The 20579-nt window shown below is 46.8% G+C and carries 22 protein-coding genes; all 22 read left to right on the plus strand.

What is annotated here, in order from left to right; all coding sequences use genetic code 11:
- The first annotated feature begins 9 nt into the window (after nt 1-9).
- The 22 genes from J5W02_RS14350 to J5W02_RS14455 all read left to right on the plus strand — a co-directional run bounded on the left by J5W02_RS14350 (nt 10) and on the right by J5W02_RS14455 (nt 20290).
- Nucleotides 10-657, plus strand: coding sequence for a DUF2953 domain-containing protein (locus tag J5W02_RS14350; RefSeq protein WP_219966398.1), 648 nt, complete (start codon nt 10-12; stop codon nt 655-657).
- Between the two features lie 2 nt (nt 658-659).
- A complete protein-coding gene (gene ytfJ / locus J5W02_RS14355; protein WP_219966399.1) occupies nt 660-1124 on the plus strand; it encodes a GerW family sporulation protein in 465 nt (154 codons plus the stop codon).
- A 45-nt stretch (nt 1125-1169) separates the two neighbouring features.
- Nucleotides 1170-2318 (plus strand): D-alanyl-D-alanine carboxypeptidase family protein, encoded by a 1149-nt coding sequence (locus tag J5W02_RS14360; RefSeq protein ID WP_407928390.1) that lies wholly within the window; start codon nt 1170-1172, stop codon nt 2316-2318.
- Between the two features lie 25 nt (nt 2319-2343).
- The gene (locus J5W02_RS14365) at nt 2344-3177 is read left to right on the plus strand and encodes a pseudouridine synthase (RefSeq protein WP_219966401.1); all 834 of its coding nucleotides are present in this window, start codon (nt 2344-2346) and stop codon (nt 3175-3177) included.
- The gene (locus tag J5W02_RS14370; RefSeq protein ID WP_219966402.1) at nt 3113-3493 is read left to right on the plus strand and encodes a hypothetical protein; all 381 of its coding nucleotides are present in this window, start codon (nt 3113-3115) and stop codon (nt 3491-3493) included. Before J5W02_RS14365 ends, J5W02_RS14370 begins: the two co-directional genes overlap by 65 nt.
- 107 nt (nt 3494-3600) lie before the next feature.
- Nucleotides 3601-4959, plus strand: a complete 1359-nt coding sequence (locus J5W02_RS14375) for an acyl-CoA carboxylase subunit beta (protein WP_219966403.1) — start codon at nt 3601-3603, stop codon at nt 4957-4959.
- Nucleotides 4960-5002: 43 nt separating this feature from the next.
- The gene (locus J5W02_RS14380) at nt 5003-5419 is read left to right on the plus strand and encodes a biotin/lipoyl-containing protein (RefSeq protein WP_219966404.1); all 417 of its coding nucleotides are present in this window, start codon (nt 5003-5005) and stop codon (nt 5417-5419) included.
- A gap of 12 nt (nt 5420-5431) precedes the next feature.
- Nucleotides 5432-6832, plus strand: a complete 1401-nt coding sequence (locus J5W02_RS14385; protein WP_219966405.1) for an oxaloacetate decarboxylase subunit alpha — start codon at nt 5432-5434, stop codon at nt 6830-6832.
- Between the two features lie 158 nt (nt 6833-6990).
- The gene (locus J5W02_RS14390; protein ID WP_219966406.1) at nt 6991-7869 is read left to right on the plus strand and encodes a YicC/YloC family endoribonuclease; all 879 of its coding nucleotides are present in this window, start codon (nt 6991-6993) and stop codon (nt 7867-7869) included.
- Nucleotides 7870-7902: 33 nt separating this feature from the next.
- Nucleotides 7903-8181: an extracellular matrix/biofilm regulator RemA gene (remA, locus tag J5W02_RS14395; RefSeq protein ID WP_219966407.1), complete on the plus strand. Its 279-nt coding sequence runs from the start codon at nt 7903-7905 to the stop codon at nt 8179-8181.
- Entirely contained in the window at nt 8171-8782 is a 612-nt protein-coding gene (gene gmk / locus J5W02_RS14400; RefSeq protein WP_219966408.1) for a guanylate kinase, read from the plus strand. The genes remA and gmk overlap by 11 nt, the downstream gene beginning before the upstream one ends.
- On the plus strand, nt 8775-8984 hold the full coding sequence (locus tag J5W02_RS14405) for a DNA-directed RNA polymerase subunit omega (protein ID WP_219966409.1): 210 nt from the start codon (nt 8775-8777) through the stop codon (nt 8982-8984). The genes gmk and J5W02_RS14405 overlap by 8 nt, the downstream gene beginning before the upstream one ends.
- Before the next feature lie 16 nt (nt 8985-9000).
- The gene (gene priA, locus J5W02_RS14410) at nt 9001-11454 is read left to right on the plus strand and encodes a replication restart helicase PriA (RefSeq protein WP_219966410.1); all 2454 of its coding nucleotides are present in this window, start codon (nt 9001-9003) and stop codon (nt 11452-11454) included.
- A 15-nt stretch (nt 11455-11469) separates the two neighbouring features.
- Nucleotides 11470-11943, plus strand: coding sequence for a peptide deformylase (gene def / locus J5W02_RS14415; RefSeq protein ID WP_219966411.1), 474 nt, complete (start codon nt 11470-11472; stop codon nt 11941-11943).
- A 17-nt stretch (nt 11944-11960) separates the two neighbouring features.
- Nucleotides 11961-12887, plus strand: coding sequence for a methionyl-tRNA formyltransferase (fmt, locus tag J5W02_RS14420; protein ID WP_219966412.1), 927 nt, complete (start codon nt 11961-11963; stop codon nt 12885-12887).
- 21 nt (nt 12888-12908) lie between these two features.
- Nucleotides 12909-13613, plus strand: a complete 705-nt coding sequence (locus J5W02_RS14425; RefSeq protein WP_219966441.1) for a zinc metallopeptidase — start codon at nt 12909-12911, stop codon at nt 13611-13613.
- Nucleotides 13613-14965 carry a 16S rRNA (cytosine(967)-C(5))-methyltransferase RsmB gene (rsmB, locus tag J5W02_RS14430; protein ID WP_219966413.1) on the plus strand — a complete coding sequence of 451 codons (1353 nt, stop codon included), beginning with the start codon at nt 13613-13615 and terminating at the stop codon, nt 14963-14965. The genes J5W02_RS14425 and rsmB overlap by 1 nt, the downstream gene beginning before the upstream one ends.
- Before the next feature lie 20 nt (nt 14966-14985).
- Entirely contained in the window at nt 14986-16023 is a 1038-nt protein-coding gene (gene rlmN / locus J5W02_RS14435; protein WP_219966442.1) for a 23S rRNA (adenine(2503)-C(2))-methyltransferase RlmN, read from the plus strand.
- The gene (locus tag J5W02_RS14440) at nt 15998-16735 is read left to right on the plus strand and encodes a Stp1/IreP family PP2C-type Ser/Thr phosphatase (protein ID WP_255575794.1); all 738 of its coding nucleotides are present in this window, start codon (nt 15998-16000) and stop codon (nt 16733-16735) included. Before rlmN ends, J5W02_RS14440 begins: the two co-directional genes overlap by 26 nt.
- 14 nt (nt 16736-16749) lie before the next feature.
- A complete protein-coding gene (gene pknB / locus J5W02_RS14445) occupies nt 16750-18777 on the plus strand; it encodes a Stk1 family PASTA domain-containing Ser/Thr kinase (RefSeq protein ID WP_219966414.1) in 2028 nt (675 codons plus the stop codon).
- Nucleotides 18778-18782: 5 nt separating this feature from the next.
- Nucleotides 18783-19670, plus strand: coding sequence for a ribosome small subunit-dependent GTPase A (rsgA, locus tag J5W02_RS14450; RefSeq protein WP_330659767.1), 888 nt, complete (start codon nt 18783-18785; stop codon nt 19668-19670).
- Nucleotides 19667-20290, plus strand: coding sequence for a thiamine diphosphokinase (locus J5W02_RS14455; RefSeq protein ID WP_219966416.1), 624 nt, complete (start codon nt 19667-19669; stop codon nt 20288-20290). Before rsgA ends, J5W02_RS14455 begins: the two co-directional genes overlap by 4 nt.
- Nucleotides 20291-20579 lie beyond the last annotated feature (289 nt).

A 20579-nucleotide genomic window follows, 5' to 3' on the forward strand; every position in this document is an offset into this window, starting at 1 on the left:
GGAGGCATTATGACTGCTTTGATGATCTTTATGGGAATTGCGCTGTTTCTTTTCGTCCTTCTGCTTTTTCCCGTCTCCGTTTCCGCCCGCTTTGAAGAGGAACTATCTATAAAAATCAAATATTTATTTTTCAGTTATAAAATTCCGGCAGATACCCCAAAAGCTGAAGATACGGGAAAATCTGGAAAGAAAAAAACAGGCGACAAAAGTGATGCATATTCAAAATTCAGGGACATAATAAAGCGAAAGGGTTTATCTGGTTTTTTGGACATCATCAGTGAATTTGCCTCTATTGCCACAGGTGCTGCTAAGAAGCTTTTTTCTCACGCCGTGATTCATGCTATTTCCGTTGATATTTCTGTTTCGGATGAGGACGCTGCTCAGACTGCTATTTACTACGGATGTACCTGTTCTGTGGTTTATCCTGCGATGGGGCTGCTTGTGAATCAGGTGAAATGCAAAGATTATCATATCCGTATTGCTCCCGACTTTAACGAGAAGGAGAGTCGGATTACATTTACCTGCAAAGTAAAAATAAAGTTGCTGTTTATACTTTCCTCCATGCTGCCTGCACTTTTGGAATCCCTGAAGATGCTGAAAAAAATAAAAATAAATCCGGTAAAAATAAAAAATTCAACAGATAAGGCGGTGCATTAAAAATGAGCGATCATCCTATTGAAGGCATGATGAATACAACTCTTGAAAAAATTAAACAAATGGTTGACATTAATTCCATTGTCGGTGACCCGATCACCGCACCGGATGGATCCATTATTATTCCGATCTCCAAAATCAGCTATGGGTTCGCTTCCGGCGGTTCGGACTTTCCAAGCAAAGTCCAGACAGAGAAAAACTTCTTTGGCGGCGGCACCGGCGCGGGCGTTTCCATCAATCCTGTGGCTTTCATTACGATTTGCAACGGTTCGGTGAAAATGCTGCAGATTGACCCCTACAACAATACCGCAGACCGAGTGATCGGGATGTTCCCGGACGTCGTCGATAAAATCAGCGGCCTCTTTAATAAAAAGGGAGATGGCAAAAGATCAACAAAAAACGGTGAAAACAAAAGCGGCGAAGACGTTTCACAAAGCAAAGATGTTAAACTGGAGGACCCGCAAATATAATTTTTCAATATTGAAGCAACCGCTTGCATATAAATTGATAGGCAGGTGGTTGTTTTGTTAAAAAAGAAAATATCTTTATGGTTATGTCTGTTATTTTTTTCTCTTTCCTTTCCGGTTTCCGTGTGGGCGGATGGCCAGCCGCAGGTTTCCGCAAAATCAGCGGTGTTGATGAACGCGGACGATGGGCAGATACTATACGCAAAGAACGAAAATGACAAACGGCCCATGGCAAGCACGACAAAAATCATGACGGCTCTGATTACGCTGGAAACCGCCGCGGTGGATAATAAAATTGTAACGATTACAGACAACATGGTTCGTGTGGAAGGTTCTTCCATGGGGCTGAAACCGGGAAACAAACTCAGTTTGAAGTCCTTGGCGGAAGGAATGCTGGTCGTATCGGGAAATGATGCGGCTAATTCTGCAGCGATTGCCATCAGCGGTTCGCTGGATGCTTTTGCAAGTTTGATGAATCAGCGCGCTCAGCAGCTCAATATGACGGATACCCATTTTGTAACACCGTCAGGGCTGGATAACGCCGATCATTATACTACTGCCAAAGACTTGGCAAAGTTGGCTAAGGCAGCAATGCAAAACCCTGATTTTGCTGCAATTGCTAGCAAAAAATCAGTTTCCGTGGAATATGTAAATCCCGTTCAAACGATCCGTTTTACGAATCACAATAAATTGCTGACTCTGTATGACGGCTGTATCGGAGTGAAAACCGGATTTACAAAGAAGTCCGGCAGATGTCTGGTTTCCTCGGCGGAACGCAATGGAATTTATTTGGTTGCGGTTACGCTGGACGCGCCGGATGACTGGAACGACCACCAAAAAATGCTGAATTACGGCTTTTCACAGTTGTCGCGTTATCCGGTGGATGACTCATCATTTATTTCTCAGATACCAGTTGTAGGCGGTACTTCCAATCAGGTTTCGGTGCAAGGTGGGTTGGGCAGAGATCTAATTGTCAATGCAGAGGAACTGCAAAACATAAAAAGAACTGTTGAGCTTCCTGCTTTTTTTTATGCGCCTGTACAGGAAGGGCAAACACTGGGCATAGTACGGTACACTTTAAATGGAGAAACGCTGGCCACAACGGAAATTACGGCTTCGGCAACGGTTTCCACAGCTGTCGTGCGTAAAAACTTATTTCAGATATTTTTAGATTGGATCAAAGATCTATTTATATAAAAAACATAAAAGGATGTATTATTGTATGGCAAAAGATGTTAGGCTGCAAAAAATGCTTGCGGACTGCGGGGTTGCTTCCAGAAGAAAAGCGGAAGAGATGATTTCCGCCGGGGAAGTAAAAGTAAATGGCGTAACGGCCAAAATCGGTGATAAGGTAGACACCAAGAAAGATAAAGTCAGTGTAAAAGGGACACTGCTTGATACCCATGTGAAATCAATTTATATTATGCTGCACAAGCCGCGCGGATTTATCACCACCATGAGTGATGAAATGGATCGCAAATGCGTGGCGGAACTTATCAAAGAAATTCCGGAGCGCATTTACCCGGTAGGTCGGCTGGACAGAGAATCTGAGGGATTGCTGCTGATGACAAATGACGGTGAATTTGCCAACGCGATGACCCATCCATCTCTGCATATTCCTAAAACTTACCGGGTAACGGTGCGCCCTTCTATTTCTGAAGATCAGCTGACCCAGATAGCGGTTGGCATTGTGATTGACGGCCGAAAAACCGCTCCGGCAAAAGTTAATGTGATTTCTCAGGAAGCCGGGCGTGTAGTACTGGAGATCGTCCTTTACGAAGGCAGGAACCGTCAGATCAGGAAAATGTGCGAGCAGCTTGGTCTGGAGGTAGCGCGTTTGAAGCGTATTGCAGTGGGCCCGGTAAAGCTTGGAATGCTTCAGCCCGGTGCATGGCGGCCGCTTACAACAGAAGAAATCAAAAAGCTGATTGCCGGGGCAAAAGCGGACAAGCAGAATACAGAAACGGGGAGTGAACCGGATGATATCCATTTTGGAATTAAAAGACAAAGAGAGAATCGCCCGAATTCTGCAAACCATTCCCGACGCAGAAAATAACGCTCAGATTCTTATCATGAGCGAAGGGGACAATGAGTTGGGCTATGTTGCCGTAGACATGCAGTCTTCTGTAATCCGTATGCTCAAAATGGAGATTTTCGGGTGCGAAAACTTAGCTATTCTGGATGATTACGGCCGTTTGTGTGCAGACAGCATGCTGAGAGCGGCGGCTTCTTATGGCGCGACGATCGGCGCCTACCGGATTGAATCCCGCATAGAAGCGCTTCAGGAGTTCTTTTCCGGGTGCGGTTTTATTCAGTCGACTCATAAATTCATAAGTCCTTTGTCGAATTTCATAAAGATCTGTCAAAATTAAACAAAATATCCAAGAAATACTTGCCAACTTCTTTGTAATATATTATACTTAATTTGATTTTTGTTAATTTTTCTGCAATCAAATTCAATATAAATGGAGGAATTAAAATGAGTAAGGTCGATCGTGCGGAACTGTTGCGCACTGCCCGCGACGCGGGGGAAAATACGACAGGCTATCGACGCATCAGCGCTTTATTTGACGTAGGCAGCTTTAACGAAATTGATTGCTTTGCCAAGTCAGGAGAAGACTATACGGAAGCTGTTGCCGGATATGGTACAATTGAGGGAATTCCCGTTTACGCCTTTTCGCAGAACAGTGATGTGGAAGGCGGAGCCATGTCAAGCGCACAGGCAGCAAAGATTAAAAAATTATATAATCTGGCTCTGAAAACCGGACTCCCCGTGATTGGAATTTATGATTCTATTGGAGGCCGTTTAAAGGAAGGCAGCGAGATGCTGGCTGCTTACGGCGATATTTTATTGAATGCAAATAATCTGTCGGGCGTTGTTCCTCAGATCTCACTCGTTTTGGGTCCCTGTGTGGGAGCATCGGCAATGATAGCAGCAAGCGCGGATATTGTCGTCATGTCGGACAAAGGTGAGTTGACCGTTGAGACCAATGGGGAACACGGTTCCGCCGAAGAAGCAGCACGGCAGGGAGTTTGTCACCTTGTTGCGGGAAGTGAACCGGAAGCGATCAATTCTGTTCGCAAGCTTGTTACCCTTCTTCCTTCCAACAACCTTTCAGGCGCACCTGTACTGGACATTCAGGGTTCCAGTGACACGGTTGCCCTGACGGATGATTCCGACATAAAATCGATTCTTACGGGAGTTTGCGATGATGACTCCTTCCTGGAGCTCAGTGAAAAGTTCGGCGAATCCGCCGTTACGGGACTGGCTGAAATTGATGGTTCAACAACAGGCGTCATTGCGCTGACCGGAGTACTGGATGCTGATGCTTGCTCAAAGGCTGCGCGTTTTGTACGATTCTGCGACGCCTTCTCTTTGCCGCTGGTCACCTTTGTAAATTCTGAAAAGTTTTCATCTCTGCGTGAGGCTTCCAAGCTGTCCAGCTGCTATTCGGAAGCGACAACCGGCAAAGTCACCGTGATTACAGGCGCCGCGTACGGTTCGGTTTACATTGCAGTTGCAGGCCGTGGAGCAAATGCCGATTATACAATGGCGTGGCCCAATGCTGTTGTTTCCCCGCTTGCGCCTGAAACTGCTGCCGTATTCCTTTGGAGTGATCGTCTGAAGGGTTCCGCCGACCCGGTGGAAGACCGTAAAAAGCTGATCGAAGAGTATCAAGAAACGGAAGCTTCCCCGTTCGGCGCTGCCGCCAAAGGCTTTGTGGAAGATGTCATTCTTCCGGAAGACACAAGACTCAGAATCATTGCGGCTCTTCAGATGATAACCGGCAAAAGAGTTTCCGGTCTTCCCAAAAAGCACAGCAACATTCAAATATAGTCACCGAATCGATCAATTTCAATTTATTTAGGAGGTCAATGATATGAAAAACCTTAAAATAACCGTAAACGGCACTGCTTATGATGTTCAGGTTGAAGAAGTAAACGGTACGGCCCCTGTTGCTGTATCACCCGCTCCGGCTACCGTTGCCGCTCCCGCTCCCTCAGCACCTGCCGCCCCGGCCGCAGCCCCGACTCCGGCTCCAGCTCCGGCTGCCGCTGCCGCTTCAAAGGAAGTTCCTGCAGGCGCTGAACTCATTTCTTCCCCAATGCCGGGCACCATTGTATCCGTCAATGTGACCGCCGGTCAAAACATAAAGAAGGGCGACGTCCTTGTGGTTTTAGAGGCCATGAAGATGGAAAACGAGATTATGGCTCCGCACGACGCTGCTGTTGCGGCGATTCATGTAAACAAAGGGGACAGTGTTGAATCCGGCACTCCTCTTGTTTCCCTCCAGTAAGGGGGCATCGTTATGGCTAAGAAAATTGGAATTACCGAAACGGTTCTGCGTGACGCTCATCAGTCCCTGATTGCTACCAGAATGCCGATTGAAGATATGCTTCCTATTCTTGAGAAACTTGACAAAGTTGGCTATTATTCCCTGGAATGCTGGGGCGGCGCCACTTTTGACGCCTGTCTTCGCTTTCTGAACGAAGACCCGTGGGAAAGATTAAGGACACTTCGCAAAAATTGCCCGAACACGAAACTCCAGATGCTTTTCAGAGGGCAGAATATGCTTGGTTATCGTCACTATGCCGATGATGTGCTGGAATATTTTGTTCAGCGTTCCGTTGCAAACGGGATTGACATTATCAGAATCTTTGACGCTCTGAATGATATTAAAAATCTTCAGGTAGCGATTAAGGCCGCTAAAAAAGAGGGCGCTCACGCACAGGTTGCTATTTCCTATACAACCGGTCCGATTTTTACGCATGAATATTATATTGATTATGCGAAGAGAATAGAGGAAACGGGAGCAGATTCCATTTGCATCAAGGATATGGCCGCCCTTTTGACCCCGTATGAAACTTATGATCTGGTCAAGGCCATTAAATCCGTTGTTAAAATCCCGGTTCAGCTTCATACGCATTACACATCCGGGCTTGCTTCCATGTGTGAACTGAAGGCGGTGGAGGCCGGCGTCGATATGCTCGACACTGCAATGTCGCCTATGGCTCTGGGAACATCCCATACACCCACCGAATCCATGGTAGCGGCGCTCAAGGGAACGGAATACGATACCGGACTGGATCTGGTTCTCCTCAACGAAATCAGAGAGTATTTCATGACTCTGAGAGCGAAATATATCAAGAGCGGTTTGCTGGATCCCAGCATGCTGGCCACCAATACAAAGGCTCTGATTTATCAGGTGCCGGGCGGCATGCTTTCCAATCTGCTTTCACAGCTGAAACAGGCCGGAAAAGCAGATAAACTGGAAGAAGTTCTGCAGGAAGTTCCCCGTGTCCGCAAGGATTCCGGTTACCCGCCGCTGGTTACGCCTACCTCACAGATCGTCGGCACACAGGCTGTTTACAACATCATTACCGGTGAGCGCTACAAAATGTGCACCAACGAATTCAAAGATCTGGTTGCCGGTAAATACGGTTCTACGCCTTTACCGGTTGATGACGAATTTGCAAAGAAGATTATCGGGGATGCACCGAGAATCACCTGCCGTCCGGCAGACCTTTTGCAGCCAGAGCTTGAATCTCTGCGTAAAGAATGTGCTCAGTGGACGGAGCAGGAAGAAGATGTTCTTTCCTATGCTCAGTTTCCGAAGGTCGCCGCCGACTTCTTTAAGAAGCGTGCGGAAAAAAAATACGGCATTGACGGCAAGCACGCCGATGCAGAAAAAATGGTTCACCCAGTCTAATAATTTCTTCATCAATTCAGCCCCAAATCTGGGGCTGAATTGTTTTGCTCTAGTTGACAATTCCTATAGAAAACTGATATTATTATTAATAATGCCCTTTGTTGACAATAGCACAAAAATTTTCGCGATAAATTTAAAGTGAATTGAGATGATACTGCGTGATTAAAAGCATGACGGGCTTTGGAAGATGGGAAGAAGTGATTAACGGCCGGGACATTATCATTGAAATAAAATCCGTTAATCACAGATACTTCGAATTTTCATCCAGAATCACCCGCGGATATGGTTTTTTGGATGAGAAATTGAAATCATACCTGCAAAGCAAAATTTCCAGAGGGAAAATTGATGTTTATGTATCTATAGAAACTATGGAGGATACTGATGCTCAGGTTTTGGTTAACCACTCTCTGGCGGCGGGATATGTAAATGCGCTTCGGGAGCTGGCACAGCGGTATAATCTGAGGGATGATGTTTCCGTAGGAACTGTTTCAAGGTATTCCGACATCTTTACTGTTCATAAAGCTCCTGAAGACGAAAAGATTATTTGGGAGTCCGTTTTGCAAGTTACCGATCAGGCTTTAAATGCGTTTCTGAAAATGAGAGAGACCGAGGGCGAACGGTTAAAAGCTGATGTTATGCAGCGTGCGGAAACTATTCTTCAAATTGTAGGAAAAATTGAAGAAAGATCTCCGCAGACTGTGAACGAATATCAGCAGAAGCTGACCCAGAAGTTGACGGAGATTTTAAGCGATACCAATATAGATGAACAGCGAATTTTGACCGAAACCGCTATTTTTGCCGACAAAATCGCCGTCTCTGAAGAAACCGTACGGCTTCGCAGCCATTTTGAACAGTTTTCCAATATGCTGAATTCCAATGAAGCGGTTGGCCGTAAACTGGATTTTATCGTTCAGGAAATGAACCGGGAGGCCAACACAATCGGTTCCAAATGCATTGATTCCCAAATCGCGTACATGGTTGTGGATATCAAAGCGGAAATTGAAAAAATTCGCGAACAGATACAAAATATTGAGTAACCATTGCCACGGCAATAGAAGGGGATATTTTTTATGAAGCTTATTAATATCGGATTTGGCAACATGGTTTCCGCCAACCGTCTCGTTGCAATTGTCAGCCCGGAGTCCGCTCCGATCAAACGCGTAATACAGGACGCGAAAGAACGCGGTACTTTGATTGACGCAACCTATGGCCGCCGTACCAGAGCGGTTATCATTACGGACAGCGACCATGTGATTTTGTCCGCCGTACAGCCGGAAACTGTCGCAAACAGGCTGAATGACCGCGAGGAAGACCTTACCGATGAGGAGCTTGAAGACGATGAAGAATAAGGGACTTCTGATTGTTTTTTCCGGCCCGTCAGGCGCGGGGAAAGATACGATCCTGAAGAAGCTGCTGGAAAAAGATCCGAATATCCGTTTATCCGTATCGGCTACCACCCGGTTGCCCCGTAAGGGCGAAGTGCACGGCACAGATTACTTTTTTGTTGATAAAAATGAATTTGTCAGAATGACTCAGCAGGACGAAATGATTGAAAGTGCTGAGTACTGCGGCAATTTTTACGGTACCCCCCGCAAACCGATTGATAATTGGCTTGCAAATGGGGATGATGTCATTTTGGAAATTGAAGTGCAGGGTGGGTCACAAATTAAAAACAAATGCCCCGACAGCATCAGCATCTTCATTCTTCCTCCGTCGTTTACAGAGCTGGAACAGCGTCTGAAAAACCGTAAGACAGAGAGTGAAGAAGCGGTACAAAAACGCCTTGCCGCCGCCCGCAATGAGATTCTGGAGGCAGTCCACTACGATTACGCTGTTATTAATGATACTGTTGACCACGCAGTCGACGAAATTATTCATATCATTTGTGCTGAAAAGCATAAAGTAAAGAGAGATAATCTTTTAATTGAAAGGATACTGAACCATGCTTAAACCATCTGCAGATTTGATTATAGGACCAGAACAGAGCCGTTATTCCCTTGTTGTTGCCGTTTCCAAAAGAGCAAGAGAAATTGCAGCCGATGCTGAGAACAGGGGAGAAATCCTGATTGAAAAACCGGTTGATATGGCTGTGCACGAATTAATGGAAAATAAATACGAGATCATCGAACCCGATAGCTGTTCAAAAGAATAATCCAACGAGGTACGAAATGTCCGATTTTACCATTGCAAAAGTAGCGGTAGAAAAAACCGTCTACCATTTTGACAAAGCTTTTGATTACCTGATTCCCTCTGAGCTTCTCGCGTCAGTCAAACCGGGCTGCCGGGTCGTGGTACCCTTTGGCGGCGCAAACAGTAAGCGACAGGGGATGGTTCTTTCCCTGACGAGTCAGGAAAGTGCTGGTAAATTGAAGTTCGTTTCAGGACTGTTGGACTCGGTTCCGCTCCTTTCACAGGAAGCCCTGCGTCTTGTTGTCTGGCTGAAAGAGCATTATTTCTGTACTTTGTATGATGCTGTCAAGCTGCTTTTGCCAACGGGAATCAATTTTAAAATCAGGACAGAATATTCCCTCGCCGCTCCGATGGATGCTATGGACTTGGAGGGCTTCAGCGAACTCGAAAAGCAAATGATACGTTATTTATCGCATGCCGGTGCCGGGGTTGACCGTGACAGGCTTCTAAAGGATATGGGTCTTTCCACCGATTCCGGAGTTCCGGAAAAGCTCTATAAAGCCAATGTTCTGCTCAAAAGCAGCGGAACCGTCCGGCAGGTAGGTGACGCAGCGCAAAAAATGGTACGGTTAACGGAGGAGCAGGAGATTCACAAACTGACCCCGAAACAGAAAAGCGTTTACAATATCCTTAGTGATGTTGGCAGTGCTTCTCAAAAAGAGCTTTGCTATTTTGCGGGTGTGACCCCTGTTGTAGTAAACGCGCTCGTATCAAAGGGTATTGCGCAGTACTACGATATGGAAATTTACCGGAATCCATACGATCATATTCAAGATTGCGGACCCGCGGAAAACATTGTCCTTTCAGAGGAGCAGCAGCAGGCATACACAAACGTATATCGGCAATATGCATCCGGAAGCGGTGGCGTTTCTTTGCTGTACGGGGTTACCGGCAGTGGAAAAACATCTGTTTTTACGAAGCTGATTGACACAGTCAGAGCCGACGGCCGCGGTGTGATTGTAATGGTGCCGGAAATTTCTCTGACTCCTCAGACCATCTCTTTATTTCATCAGCGCTACGGACGGGACGTTGCTGTTTTTCACAGCGGACTGACCCTTGGAGAGCGTATGGATGAATGGAAAAGAGTCCGGAACGGAGAAGCGCTGATTGCGGTTGGTACGCGCTCGGCAGTTTTCGCCCCATTTGAAAATCTGGGACTCATCATTTTGGACGAGGAACAGGAATACACCTATAAATCGGAATCATCCCCACGTTATCATGCGCGCGATGTTGCGAAGTTTCGCTGTGCTTATCATAAGGCACTTCTAATGCTGTCGTCGGCCACTCCTTCCATTGAAAGCTACTATCTTGCCCAGAACGGACGTTACAGCTTAAACGTGCTTTCCACCCGTTACGGTAACGCCGTACTTCCGGAAGTCTCGGTGGTAGACATGAATGCGGAAGTTGAAAGCGGAAATAATACGATTTTGAGTTCGGTTCTGCATCAGGCTTTGAATGAAAATCTGGAAAACGGGCGGCAGTCGATTATTTTACTGAATCGCAGGGGCTATAACACGTTTGTATCCTGCAAAGCCTGCGGGCATGTTATCACATGCCCAAACTGCAGCATCTCATTGACCTATCACTCGGCAAATCACCGTCTGATGTGTCATTACTGCGGTTATTCCATGCCCCTGAGCAAAGAGTGCCCTCAGTGTCATGAGGACAAAGTGCGCTGTACCGGTTACGGGACACAGCGAGCCGAAGAGCAGCTTCGGGAGCTTTTGCCTGACGCGCGTATTCTTAGGCTGGATACCGATTCGACGATGTCGCGGTTTGCCTATGAAAAAAAGCTTCGGCAGTTTGCCGACGGGGAGTACGACATCATCATCGGTACGCAGATGGTGGCAAAAGGGCTTGATTTTGAAAATGTCACGCTTGTCGGCGTGCTTTCGGCCGATCAGACCCTTTACAGTGACGATTTCAGAAGCTATGAACGCGCGTTCGACCTTCTGACACAGGTTGTCGGCCGTTCCGGCCGCGGTCAGTTTGCGGGGAAAGCGATTATTCAGACTTTTACTCCGGAAAATGACATCATTAAGCTTGCTGCCAGACAGGATTACCAGGAATACTATGAGGGGGAAATTGCCATCCGGAAAGCGATGCTTTATCCTCCTTTTTCAGATATTTGTGTTGTCGGTTTTGTAGGAGGTACGGAGGCGAAAGTGCAGGGCGCCAGCAAAGCCTTTTTGAATATGCTCAGGGCCCTTGCACAGAGCGATTACCCAGGGCAGCCCATGAGGGTGCTGAACCCCTCTCCGGCATTAATCGGGAAAGTGAGTAATAAATATAGATATAAACTGATTATTAAATGCCGCAATAATACAAAATTCAGGGAGATGGTTTCACGCCTCTTGATTCAGTTTGCGGGAACGCGTGAATTTTCTTCTGTAACGGTATTTGCGGATATAAACCCGGACAGTATTTTATAATTTGGAGGTATATTTATGGCGATAAGAAACATTATAAAAGAAGGAGATCCTTTTCTGAATAAGATTTCCCGCCCGGTTGAGAAGTTTGATGACAAGCTTTCCACCTTGCTTGACGATATGCAGGAAACCATGCACAGCGCCGACGGTGTCGGACTTGCCGCCCCGCAAGTTGGTATTTTAAGGAGAGCGGTTGTGATCGATATCGGCGAAGGCCCGGTCGAACTGATTAACCCGATTTTTCTGGAACAGAGCGGGGAACAGGAATGCCTGGAGGGCTGTTTGTCTGCTCCGGGGCAATACGGCATTACAAAGCGCCCGATGCATGTGAAAGTCCGCGCGCAAAACCGTAAAGGTGAGTTTTTTGAGATAGAGGGAGAGGAACTGCTTGCTACAGTTACCTGCCATGAAATTGACCATCTGGATGGTATTCTATTTAAATCGCATGTAATCCACATGCTGAGCGACGAAGAACTGGCGAAGTTAAAATAAATAATGCAGGTGATGTAATGCGTATTGTTTTTATGGGAACGCCGGAGTTTGCTGTTCCATGCCTTAGAAATTTAATCAACGCGGGGCATGAAGTCTGTGCTGTGTTTACGCAGCCGGACAAACCGAAGGGAAGGGGCTATACGCTTACGCCGCCTCCGGTTAAGGTGCTTGCGGCGGAACATAATATTGAGGTATTTCAGCCGAAAACCCTTCGGACTGCCGAAGCGGCCGAAGCAATTCAAAATCTGAAGCCCGATGTAATTGTTGTCGTCGCCTACGGAAAAATTCTTCCGAAAGAAGTTCTGGAGATTCCGCCTTACGGCTGCATCAATGTTCACGCGTCCCTTCTTCCGAAATATCGCGGAGCCGCTCCTATTCAGTGGTCCGTGATTAACGGGGATAAGGTTACGGGTGTTACAACGATGTTTATGGCCGAAGGGCTGGATACCGGTGATATGCTGTTGACCGCTCAGACGGAAATCGGGCCGGAAGAAACCGCTGGGGAACTGCATGATCGGCTTTCGCTGATGGGTGCAGATTTGATTGTCGAGACCCTTCGCAGAGTGGAAGACGGAACCATCAGGCGGATTCCTCAGAGTGAAGAAGGCACCTGCTATGCCTCCATGCTGACAAAAGAGCTGTCCCACATTGATTGGAATCAGTCTGCCGGTGCAATCCACAACTTGGTGCGGGGGCTTTCCCCGTGGCCGGTGGCAAGTACAATGTATCACGACAAGCTTTTAAAGATTCATAAAACAAAAACAGTGGACGGATATTCGGGGGTTCCCGGCAAGATTGTGGAAGCCGGCGATTCCTTTGTCGTATGTTGCGGAAAAAACACTGCTCTGGAACTTTTGCAGGTTCAGTACGAAGGCGGAAAAAGAATGAACGGCAAAGATTTTCTTCGCGGACATCCAACGGGTGAGAATTCAGCGGTAAAATAATCGGAGGTGTTAATGATGGGAATGGGACTCTATTATTTTGACTATACATATTTTGTGTTTATTGTGCCTGCACTGATTGTGACAATGATTGCACAGTTTCAGGTGAAATCCACTTTTGAAAAATATTCCCGTATCTCAACGGCAAAAAATATGACGGGTGCACAGGCGGCTTCCAGTGTTGCACAGTTTGGAGGGGCGCTCGGCGTACAGGTGCAGCGTATTTCCGGGAGTCTTACAGATCATTTTGATCCTCGGGACAATACGATCAGCCTGTCCGATCAGGTTTACGCTTCTACCTCTATTGCGGCACTCGGTGTAGCGGCTCATGAAGCGGGGCACGCAATTCAGCACGCACAGGGATACTTTCCAAACAAAATCCGTGCCATTCTTGTTCCGGTTACAAACTTTGGTTCACGGCTTGCGATTCCGCTTGTTATTATAGGGTTGATTCTGCCTGTTCAGTACAATTTCGTCGTAAATCTCGGAATTGCGCTTTACAGTTTTGCCGTGTTGTTCCAGCTTGCAACGCTTCCAGTGGAGTTCAACGCCAGTTTCCGGGCAATCCGTGCATTGGACGAGGCCGGTATTCTGTACCCCGATGAACTTGAGGGCGCGAAAAAAGTACTGCGTGCGGCTGCTATGACCTACTTGGCTGCAAGCTTTACCGCGATTATGTCCTTGCTCAGACTGCTTGTTCTTGCAGGAAACAGAAGGGGTAGAGATTAATGGACAATGCAAGAGCCGCAGCGCTGGCCGCTCTTTTGCATGTGGATGTAAACGAAGGCTACTCCAATATTGTTTTGGATAAAACCCTGATTTCCTTTTCTTTAGACCCGCGTGACAAAGCGTTAGCTTCCGCGATTTTTTACGGAGTTCTGGAGCGACGGATTACTCTGGATTACTATATCAGCCGGTTTTCCAAAATGCCGCTTAAAAAGCTGTCCCCGCAGGTACTGGAAATCCTGCGCATGGGCGCATATCAGATTCTGTATCTTGAAAAAATACCGAAGTCCGCGGCAGTCAACGAATCCGTTATTCTGGCAAAAGAAAACAATGCTGTAAAGGCGTCTGGCTTTATTAACGCAATTCTTCGGTCTCTGATTCGGAATATGGACAATTTACAGATGCCTGACGAGGGAAAGGACCCTAAAATAGCGTTGAGTATCCGGTATTCCTGCCCCGAATGGCTGATTTCTCTATGGCAGAAATCATACGGGCTGGATTGTACCCTTCATCTTCTGGAAAGTGCTTTTTCAAAGCCGCCGGTATTTGCAAGAACGAATAATATTTGTATTTCTGAGGAAAACTTGATTGAAAAGCTTAATGCAGAGGGTGTAAAGGCTGTTCCAATTACATGGTTGAATCAGGCTGTTGAACTGCAGCAGATCGGTGCGATTAGCCAGTCCGAAAGCTACCGTGAAGGCCTGTTTCACATACAGGATCTTTCTTCTCAGCTATGCTGCTTTTTGTTGCAGCCTCTTCCCGGACAGCGAATCATCGACGTATGTTCCGCGCCTGGCGGCAAAACTTTTACGATGGCTGAAATGATGGAAAACAAGGGTGAGCTGCTCGCTTTTGACAAATACAAAGGCAAGGTGAACCTGATCCGGCAGGGAGCACAGCGCTTAAAACTCACGGTTATCAGTGCCGCCGTACGGGATGCTTCCGCTGCGGAAGACGATCTGGCATCGGCGGATAAAGTTTTGTGCGACGTACCGTGTTCCGGGCTGGGCATTATTCGGCGAAAGCCCGAAATTAAGTATAAATTACCATCAGCTATTGACAGTTTGCCTGATTTGCAGTACCTTATTCTGTGTAAATCATCAAAACTGGTAAAGACGAATGGAACTTTATTTTATTCGACCTGCACTTTGAACCCAAACGAGAACGGCAAGGTGGCGGAAAGATTCCTTCGGAATAACCATGACTTTGAACCTTTGCCTCTCAATCTGCCCGATCAGATTTGCCGCATTGTCGAGGGGGAACCGGAAAATCAGCTGACACTGATGCCCCACGTTCACGGAACGGACGGCTTTTTTATCGCGGCTTTTCGAAGAAAACAGGAGTGGATGTCTTGAGTTTGCAGGATATAAAATCAATGACCCTCAATGAGATAAAAGCCGATTTTGCCGCTGACGGCCAACCGGCTTTTCGTGCTATACAGGTATATAGATGGCTGCACCGCGGCGTGGAAGATTTTGAACAAATGTCGGATCAATCGAAAGCATTTCGGCAGGATCTTGCGCAAAAATATTACATAGCGAATGCTGTGATAGAAAAAAGACTGGAGTCCCAGCTGGATGATACAGTAAAATATCTTTTTTGCTTAAACGACGGCGAATATGTCGAAGGCGTATTGATGGACTATCACCACGGGCACACGATCTGCATTTCCACACAGGTGGGCTGTAAAATGAACTGCGCGTTCTGCGCCACGGGGAAAAGCGGCTTTTCGCGCAACCTGACGGCTTCTGAAATGCTGGCACAGATTCAGGCTGCCCAGAAAGACGCCGGTATTCGGATTTCCAATGTAGTCATGATGGGAATGGGCGAACCGTTGGACAATTATCAAAATGTTCTTCGATTTCTGGAGCTGGTTTCTTCTGATGAGGGTATGAATATCGGCATGCGGCACATCTCCCTCTCCACCTGCGGCGTGGTAGATAAGATTTATGATCTGGCGGAAAAGAAACTGCAGCTTACTTTATCGGTTTCTCTTCACGCTCCAAATGACGAAATTCGCTCCAGAACTATGCCGGTGAATCATAGATGGGGTGTGGAGGAACTGATAAAAGCCTGTCGGTATTATGCCGATTTGACCGGCCGCCGGATTTCTTTCGAATATGCCATGATTCACGGGGTAAACGACAGCGATGCCTGTGCAAAGGAACTTGCGGGAAGACTCAGCGGAATTCTGAGTCACGTTAATCTGATCCCGGTCAATGATGTGAGCGGAGCCGGATTTAAAAAAAGTTCTGCCGACCGACTGCAAAAATTTAGCCGAATTCTTTCAGGTAAGGGAATTACCGTTACCGTTCGCAGGACGCTCGGCTCAGATATAAATGCTTCCTGCGGCCAGTTAAGGCGCAGGTACAAAGAGGAGGTGGCCAATGTTGAAAATATTCAGCAAAAGTGATGTTGGCCTTGTCAGACAAACCAATCAGGACGCCTGTAAAAGCGGCACCTTTTCCGAAAATTCCGCGTGGGCTGTTGTCTGTGACGGAATGGGCGGCGTAAACGGGGGCAATATTGCCAGTGAAATTGCCGTAGATAAAATTTCCGAAGGGATTGTTTCATCCTTTCAGGAAGAGATGACTGACGGTTCCGTTAAAGATCTGATGCTGACGGCGATTCACAGCGCCAATCTTGCCATTCATGACGAAGCAGCGAACCATATACAGCTGGCGGGGATGGGTACGACGGTAGTCGCGGTGATTGTTTCTGGCGGCATTGCTCATATTGCCCATGCCGGAGACAGCAGAGCGTATTTAATAACCCAAAATGACATTCGGCAGCTCACCACGGATCATTCCATGGTACAGGAAATGGTCAACAATGGGGATATTACGGAACAGCAGGCAAAAATTCATCCCCAGAAAAACATAATTACCCGTGCGCTGGGTGTGGAATCTTCCATTCAAATTGATTACAGTGAATATGAATTTTATTCCGGCAGCATGCTTCTCATTTGTACGGACGGCCTAACCAATTATATTGATGCCAAACAGATTTTTGAGCTGTCTAAAACCATGGATGCCGACAGTCTTACAGACAAGCTTGTGACGCTCGCAAAAGACTGCGGGGGCGGTGACAACATTACGGTTGTCATCATTGAAAACTACTGCTGACAGGAGTTGATTTTATGGATAAGTACACAGGCAAACGGCTCGACGGACGCTATGAAATACATGAACTGATCGGAACCGGCGGAATGGCGCTGGTTTACCGCGCGTATGACACGATTGATGACCGTACGGTTGCAATCAAAATACTCAAGGATGAGTTTTTGGGAAACGACGAGTTTATTCGGCGCTTTAAAAATGAGTCCAAGGCAATTGCAGTGTTATCCCACCCTAATATTGTAAAAGTCTACGATGTCAGCTTTGGTGACAGAATTCAGTATATTGTCGAAGAATACATTGACGGGATTACATTAAAAGAATATTTGGATCAGCAGAAGGAAATAAAATGGAAAGAAGCTATCCATTTTACCGTTCAGATTTTGCGCGCGCTTCAGCATGCGCATGAAAAAGGCATTGTTCACCGTGACATTAAGCCGCAGAACATTATGCTGTTGCAGGACGGCACCATTAAAGTGACCGATTTCGGGATTGCCCGCTTTTCCCGCAGTGAAACGCGTACAATGACGGATAAGGCAATCGGCTCCGTTCATTACATTGCGCCGGAACAGGCTAGGGGAGATCTGACCGATGAAAAGGCGGATATCTACTCCGTAGGCGTTATGCTTTACGAGATGATTACGGGGCGACTGCCGTTTGAAGCGGACAGTGCGGTTTCCGTTGCCATTATGCAGCTGCAGGCCGATCCAAAGCCCCCAAAAGAAATCAATCCTTCCGTGCCGGACGGCCTGGAGGAAATCACTCTGAAGGCAATGCAGAAAAACCCTACGCAGCGTTACCAGTCTGCAGCGGAAATGCTTCGCGATATTGAAGCTTTTCGGAGAAACCCCAGTATCAGTTTTCAGTACAAATATTTTATTGATGAGAAGCCAACCAAATATATTGACGCCATTAACACAGTAAAGGGAGCGGAACCTCCCGCCTACAATGATAATTATGAATATGAGGAAGAACCGGCCAGAACTCCTAAAAAGAAGAAGCGGTCTACTGCTTCCTTGATAATTGCCGGAATCGCTTCAGCGTTTCTCATTGTGGTAATCGGTTTTGGCATTGCCGCGCTGTTTCACAGCTGCAGCAGCGGAGTCGGAAACGTAGTCCTGCCGGATTTTGCGGGAAAAACCTTCGATGAGGTCAAGGCCGAAACAAAGGACAACGATCAGTACAAGAATCTGACCTTTGTTACTGAAACGAAAAATGATGCGACGCAAAAGACTGGGGTTGTTCTGAGTCAGAATCCGAAAGCCGGAACAACCGTAAAAGCCAATGCTGAAATTACACTTACCATTAACGCCGGCGGCAAACCGGTTTCCGTTCCGGATCTTTCCAACAAGACACAGGAAGAAGCGATTGCCGATCTGGAAAAGGTGAACCTGCTGTATGAGATTCTGCCGGTTGTAGATGACAAAACCGAAAAGGGTTATGTCAGAGACACCGACCCGATTGCCGGAACTCAGGTAACGGAGGGAACTAAGATTAAGGTTTACGTCAGTACCGGCAGCGAAGATGAAAAAGTCGCCGTTCCTGCCGTTATTGATAAAAATATAGAGGCTGCCAAAGCGGAAATTTCTTCGGCAGGCTTGACCGTCGGTGATATCACCACAAAGGATGACAGCAATAAAGCCAAGGACGTAGTTATTGAAACAAACCCGCTGCCCGGTGTACAGGTTGCAAAGGGAAGTACAGTGTCCATCGTTGTAAGTTCCGGTAAAAAGTCGGAAAAGGCCATTGATGTATTTGTTCAGCTGCCGAAAGAGGTTTCTCACGACATTAATCTGAAAGCCTATCTCGGTAACGAGCTAAAGACGGAAAAAACAGTCAATCCGTCCTATAATGACGTCTGCCAGCTCACTTTCAACGGAACAAGCGGCAAGCAGCAGCTGATTATTCAGCTGGACGGAAGCAAGTACAAAGTCTTTACGCTGGACTTTGACGCGGGAACTTCCGCAGAAAACGAAAGTTATCCATACAATAATGCCAGCAGCGGGGGCAGCAGTGAAATCCCAAGCGGCGGCATTACGCCTTCTGACTGATGAGTATGGATAAGATAAACGGTACCATTGTAAAAGGTATCGGCGGCTTCTACTATGTGGAGGCCGCCGATACGCTGTATGAGTGCAAAGCAAGAGGCGTTTTCCGGAAAAATAAAGTGACCCCTTTTGTCGGCGACCATGTCACTGTCAGTCTTGAAAAAGACGGGACATGCACCATTGAGGAAATTCTTCTTCGAAAGAACTCTTTGGTTCGTCCTCCGGTTGCAAACATTGACCAACTGATCATTGTTGTGTCGATCTGCGACCCTTCTCCCAGTACTTTGATTATCGATAAAACCATTGCTGCGGCTGAAGATAAGGGAATAGAACCTGTTATTGTTATTTCCAAAAGTGATTTAAAGGACTGTCAGTGGCTCATTGATATTTATCAGACAACAGGGATTCCGCTGCTTACCATCTCTTCGGCAACGGGAGAGGGAGTCGAAGAGGTAGTGAAGCTTTTGGATGGAAAAATCTCGGCCTTTACCGGAAATTCCGGGGTCGGAAAGTCTTCACTTCTAAACAGAATTGACTCACGTTTCCATCTTCAAACCGGAGAAATCAGCCAGAAGCTGGGCCGCGGCCGTCACACCACCAGACAGGTTGAATTTTTAAAGCTCGGAGAAAACACCTATGTCGCGGATACACCCGGCTTTTCTTCCATCAGCGTTGAACGGTATGATCTGGTGAAAAAAGAAAATCTTCAGTATTGCTTCCGGGAATTTGAGCCCTATCTGAATCAGTGTAAATTCGTATCCTGCTCACACACCTGTGAAAAGGGATGTGCGGTTTTGAAAGCAGTTGAGGAGGGTGTTATCAGCAAATCCCGTCATGAAAGCTATCTTGCTATGTACAATGAAGTTAAAGATCTGAAAGAATGGAATATGAAATGAAAAAATGTGTGATTATTGGTTCGGCGCCCTGCGAATACGGCTGTGTATTGGAAGAAATCGATCAGGATGATTCTTTTATTATCTGTGCTGACGGCGGTCTGGATGTGGCTCTGGAACATCATCTTACACCCAATCTGCTTATCGGCGACTTTGACTCTGTGAAAAATGAACTGCCGTACGGTCTGGAAGCAATTCGGCTGCACAGGGAAAAAGATGATACCGATATGATGGCGGCCATCAAGGAAGCAATCAAACGGGGATATCGTGATTTTACGCTTTTCGGTGCTTTGGGCGGACGGATCGATCATTCTTATTCGAATTTTTGCTCACTGCAGTACCTTACTTCGCAGGGCTGTAAAGGAGTGATTGTGGATAAAGACTGCAAGGTCTTTCTTCTTTCGGGCGGTAAGCTGACGTTAAGCGGCCTGAAAGGTAGGACCATTTCCGTTTTTCCTTTTGGCGTAGGATTCTGCACGGTAAGTTACGAAGGAATGAAATATCCACTCCGGGAAGCGTCCATTTCCTCTGGCAATCCAATTGGTGTCAGCAATGTCATCATGGAGGAGCAGGCGCAGATTTTTGTTCACAGTGGAAATGCCCTGATTTTTTTGCTGTCATAAGGGAACCAAAGAAACGATCGCTGAATATAATGTGATAAGACAGAAGAAATACAGTCTTATTCTTATATAATGGCGGTGAGCTGGATGTGGCAACGAAATAACTGCTGCACTGCTAAGTGTGCTGTCGCATTTGGGCTAGGGCTGGCTGCCTCTTGTTTTTGCCCAACGGGATTAATCCTGTTTATAGTAGCGACCATATTGGTCATATTGGGACTCACACTTTTAAGGTGTGGAACATAATGGGAGGTCTGTGAGATGAAAGTAGTCGTTTTGAAGAGTTCGAAATTTT

The sequence above is a fragment of the Caproiciproducens faecalis genome, from assembly GCF_019448085.1.
Classification (GTDB): domain Bacteria; phylum Bacillota; class Clostridia; order Oscillospirales; family Acutalibacteraceae; genus Caproiciproducens; species Caproiciproducens faecalis.

Excerpts from the sequence above, each read along its gene's own strand:
- J5W02_RS14350 (WP_219966398.1), top strand. The coding sequence starts at position 10 with ATGACTGCTTTGATGATCTTTATGGGAATTGCGCTGTTTCTTTTCGTC.
- ytfJ (WP_219966399.1), top strand. The coding sequence starts at position 660 with ATGAGCGATCATCCTATTGAAGGCATGATGAATACAACTCTTGAAAAA.
- J5W02_RS14365 (WP_219966401.1), top strand. The coding sequence starts at position 2,344 with ATGGCAAAAGATGTTAGGCTGCAAAAAATGCTTGCGGACTGCGGGGTT.
- J5W02_RS14375 (WP_219966403.1), top strand. The coding sequence starts at position 3,601 with ATGAGTAAGGTCGATCGTGCGGAACTGTTGCGCACTGCCCGCGACGCG.
- J5W02_RS14380 (WP_219966404.1), top strand. The coding sequence starts at position 5,003 with ATGAAAAACCTTAAAATAACCGTAAACGGCACTGCTTATGATGTTCAG.
- J5W02_RS14385 (WP_219966405.1), top strand. The coding sequence starts at position 5,432 with ATGGCTAAGAAAATTGGAATTACCGAAACGGTTCTGCGTGACGCTCAT.
- remA (WP_219966407.1), top strand. The coding sequence starts at position 7,903 with ATGAAGCTTATTAATATCGGATTTGGCAACATGGTTTCCGCCAACCGT.
- gmk (WP_219966408.1), top strand. The coding sequence starts at position 8,171 with ATGAAGAATAAGGGACTTCTGATTGTTTTTTCCGGCCCGTCAGGCGCG.
- J5W02_RS14405 (WP_219966409.1), top strand. The coding sequence starts at position 8,775 with ATGCTTAAACCATCTGCAGATTTGATTATAGGACCAGAACAGAGCCGT.
- priA (WP_219966410.1), top strand. The coding sequence starts at position 9,001 with ATGTCCGATTTTACCATTGCAAAAGTAGCGGTAGAAAAAACCGTCTAC.
- def (WP_219966411.1), top strand. The coding sequence starts at position 11,470 with ATGGCGATAAGAAACATTATAAAAGAAGGAGATCCTTTTCTGAATAAG.
- fmt (WP_219966412.1), top strand. The coding sequence starts at position 11,961 with ATGCGTATTGTTTTTATGGGAACGCCGGAGTTTGCTGTTCCATGCCTT.
- J5W02_RS14425 (WP_219966441.1), top strand. The coding sequence starts at position 12,909 with ATGGGACTCTATTATTTTGACTATACATATTTTGTGTTTATTGTGCCT.
- rsmB (WP_219966413.1), top strand. The coding sequence starts at position 13,613 with ATGGACAATGCAAGAGCCGCAGCGCTGGCCGCTCTTTTGCATGTGGAT.
- rlmN (WP_219966442.1), top strand. The coding sequence starts at position 14,986 with ATGACCCTCAATGAGATAAAAGCCGATTTTGCCGCTGACGGCCAACCG.
- J5W02_RS14440 (WP_255575794.1), top strand. The coding sequence starts at position 15,998 with ATGTTGAAAATATTCAGCAAAAGTGATGTTGGCCTTGTCAGACAAACC.
- pknB (WP_219966414.1), top strand. The coding sequence starts at position 16,750 with ATGGATAAGTACACAGGCAAACGGCTCGACGGACGCTATGAAATACAT.
- rsgA (WP_330659767.1), top strand. The coding sequence starts at position 18,783 with ATGGATAAGATAAACGGTACCATTGTAAAAGGTATCGGCGGCTTCTAC.
- J5W02_RS14455 (WP_219966416.1), top strand. The coding sequence starts at position 19,667 with ATGAAAAAATGTGTGATTATTGGTTCGGCGCCCTGCGAATACGGCTGT.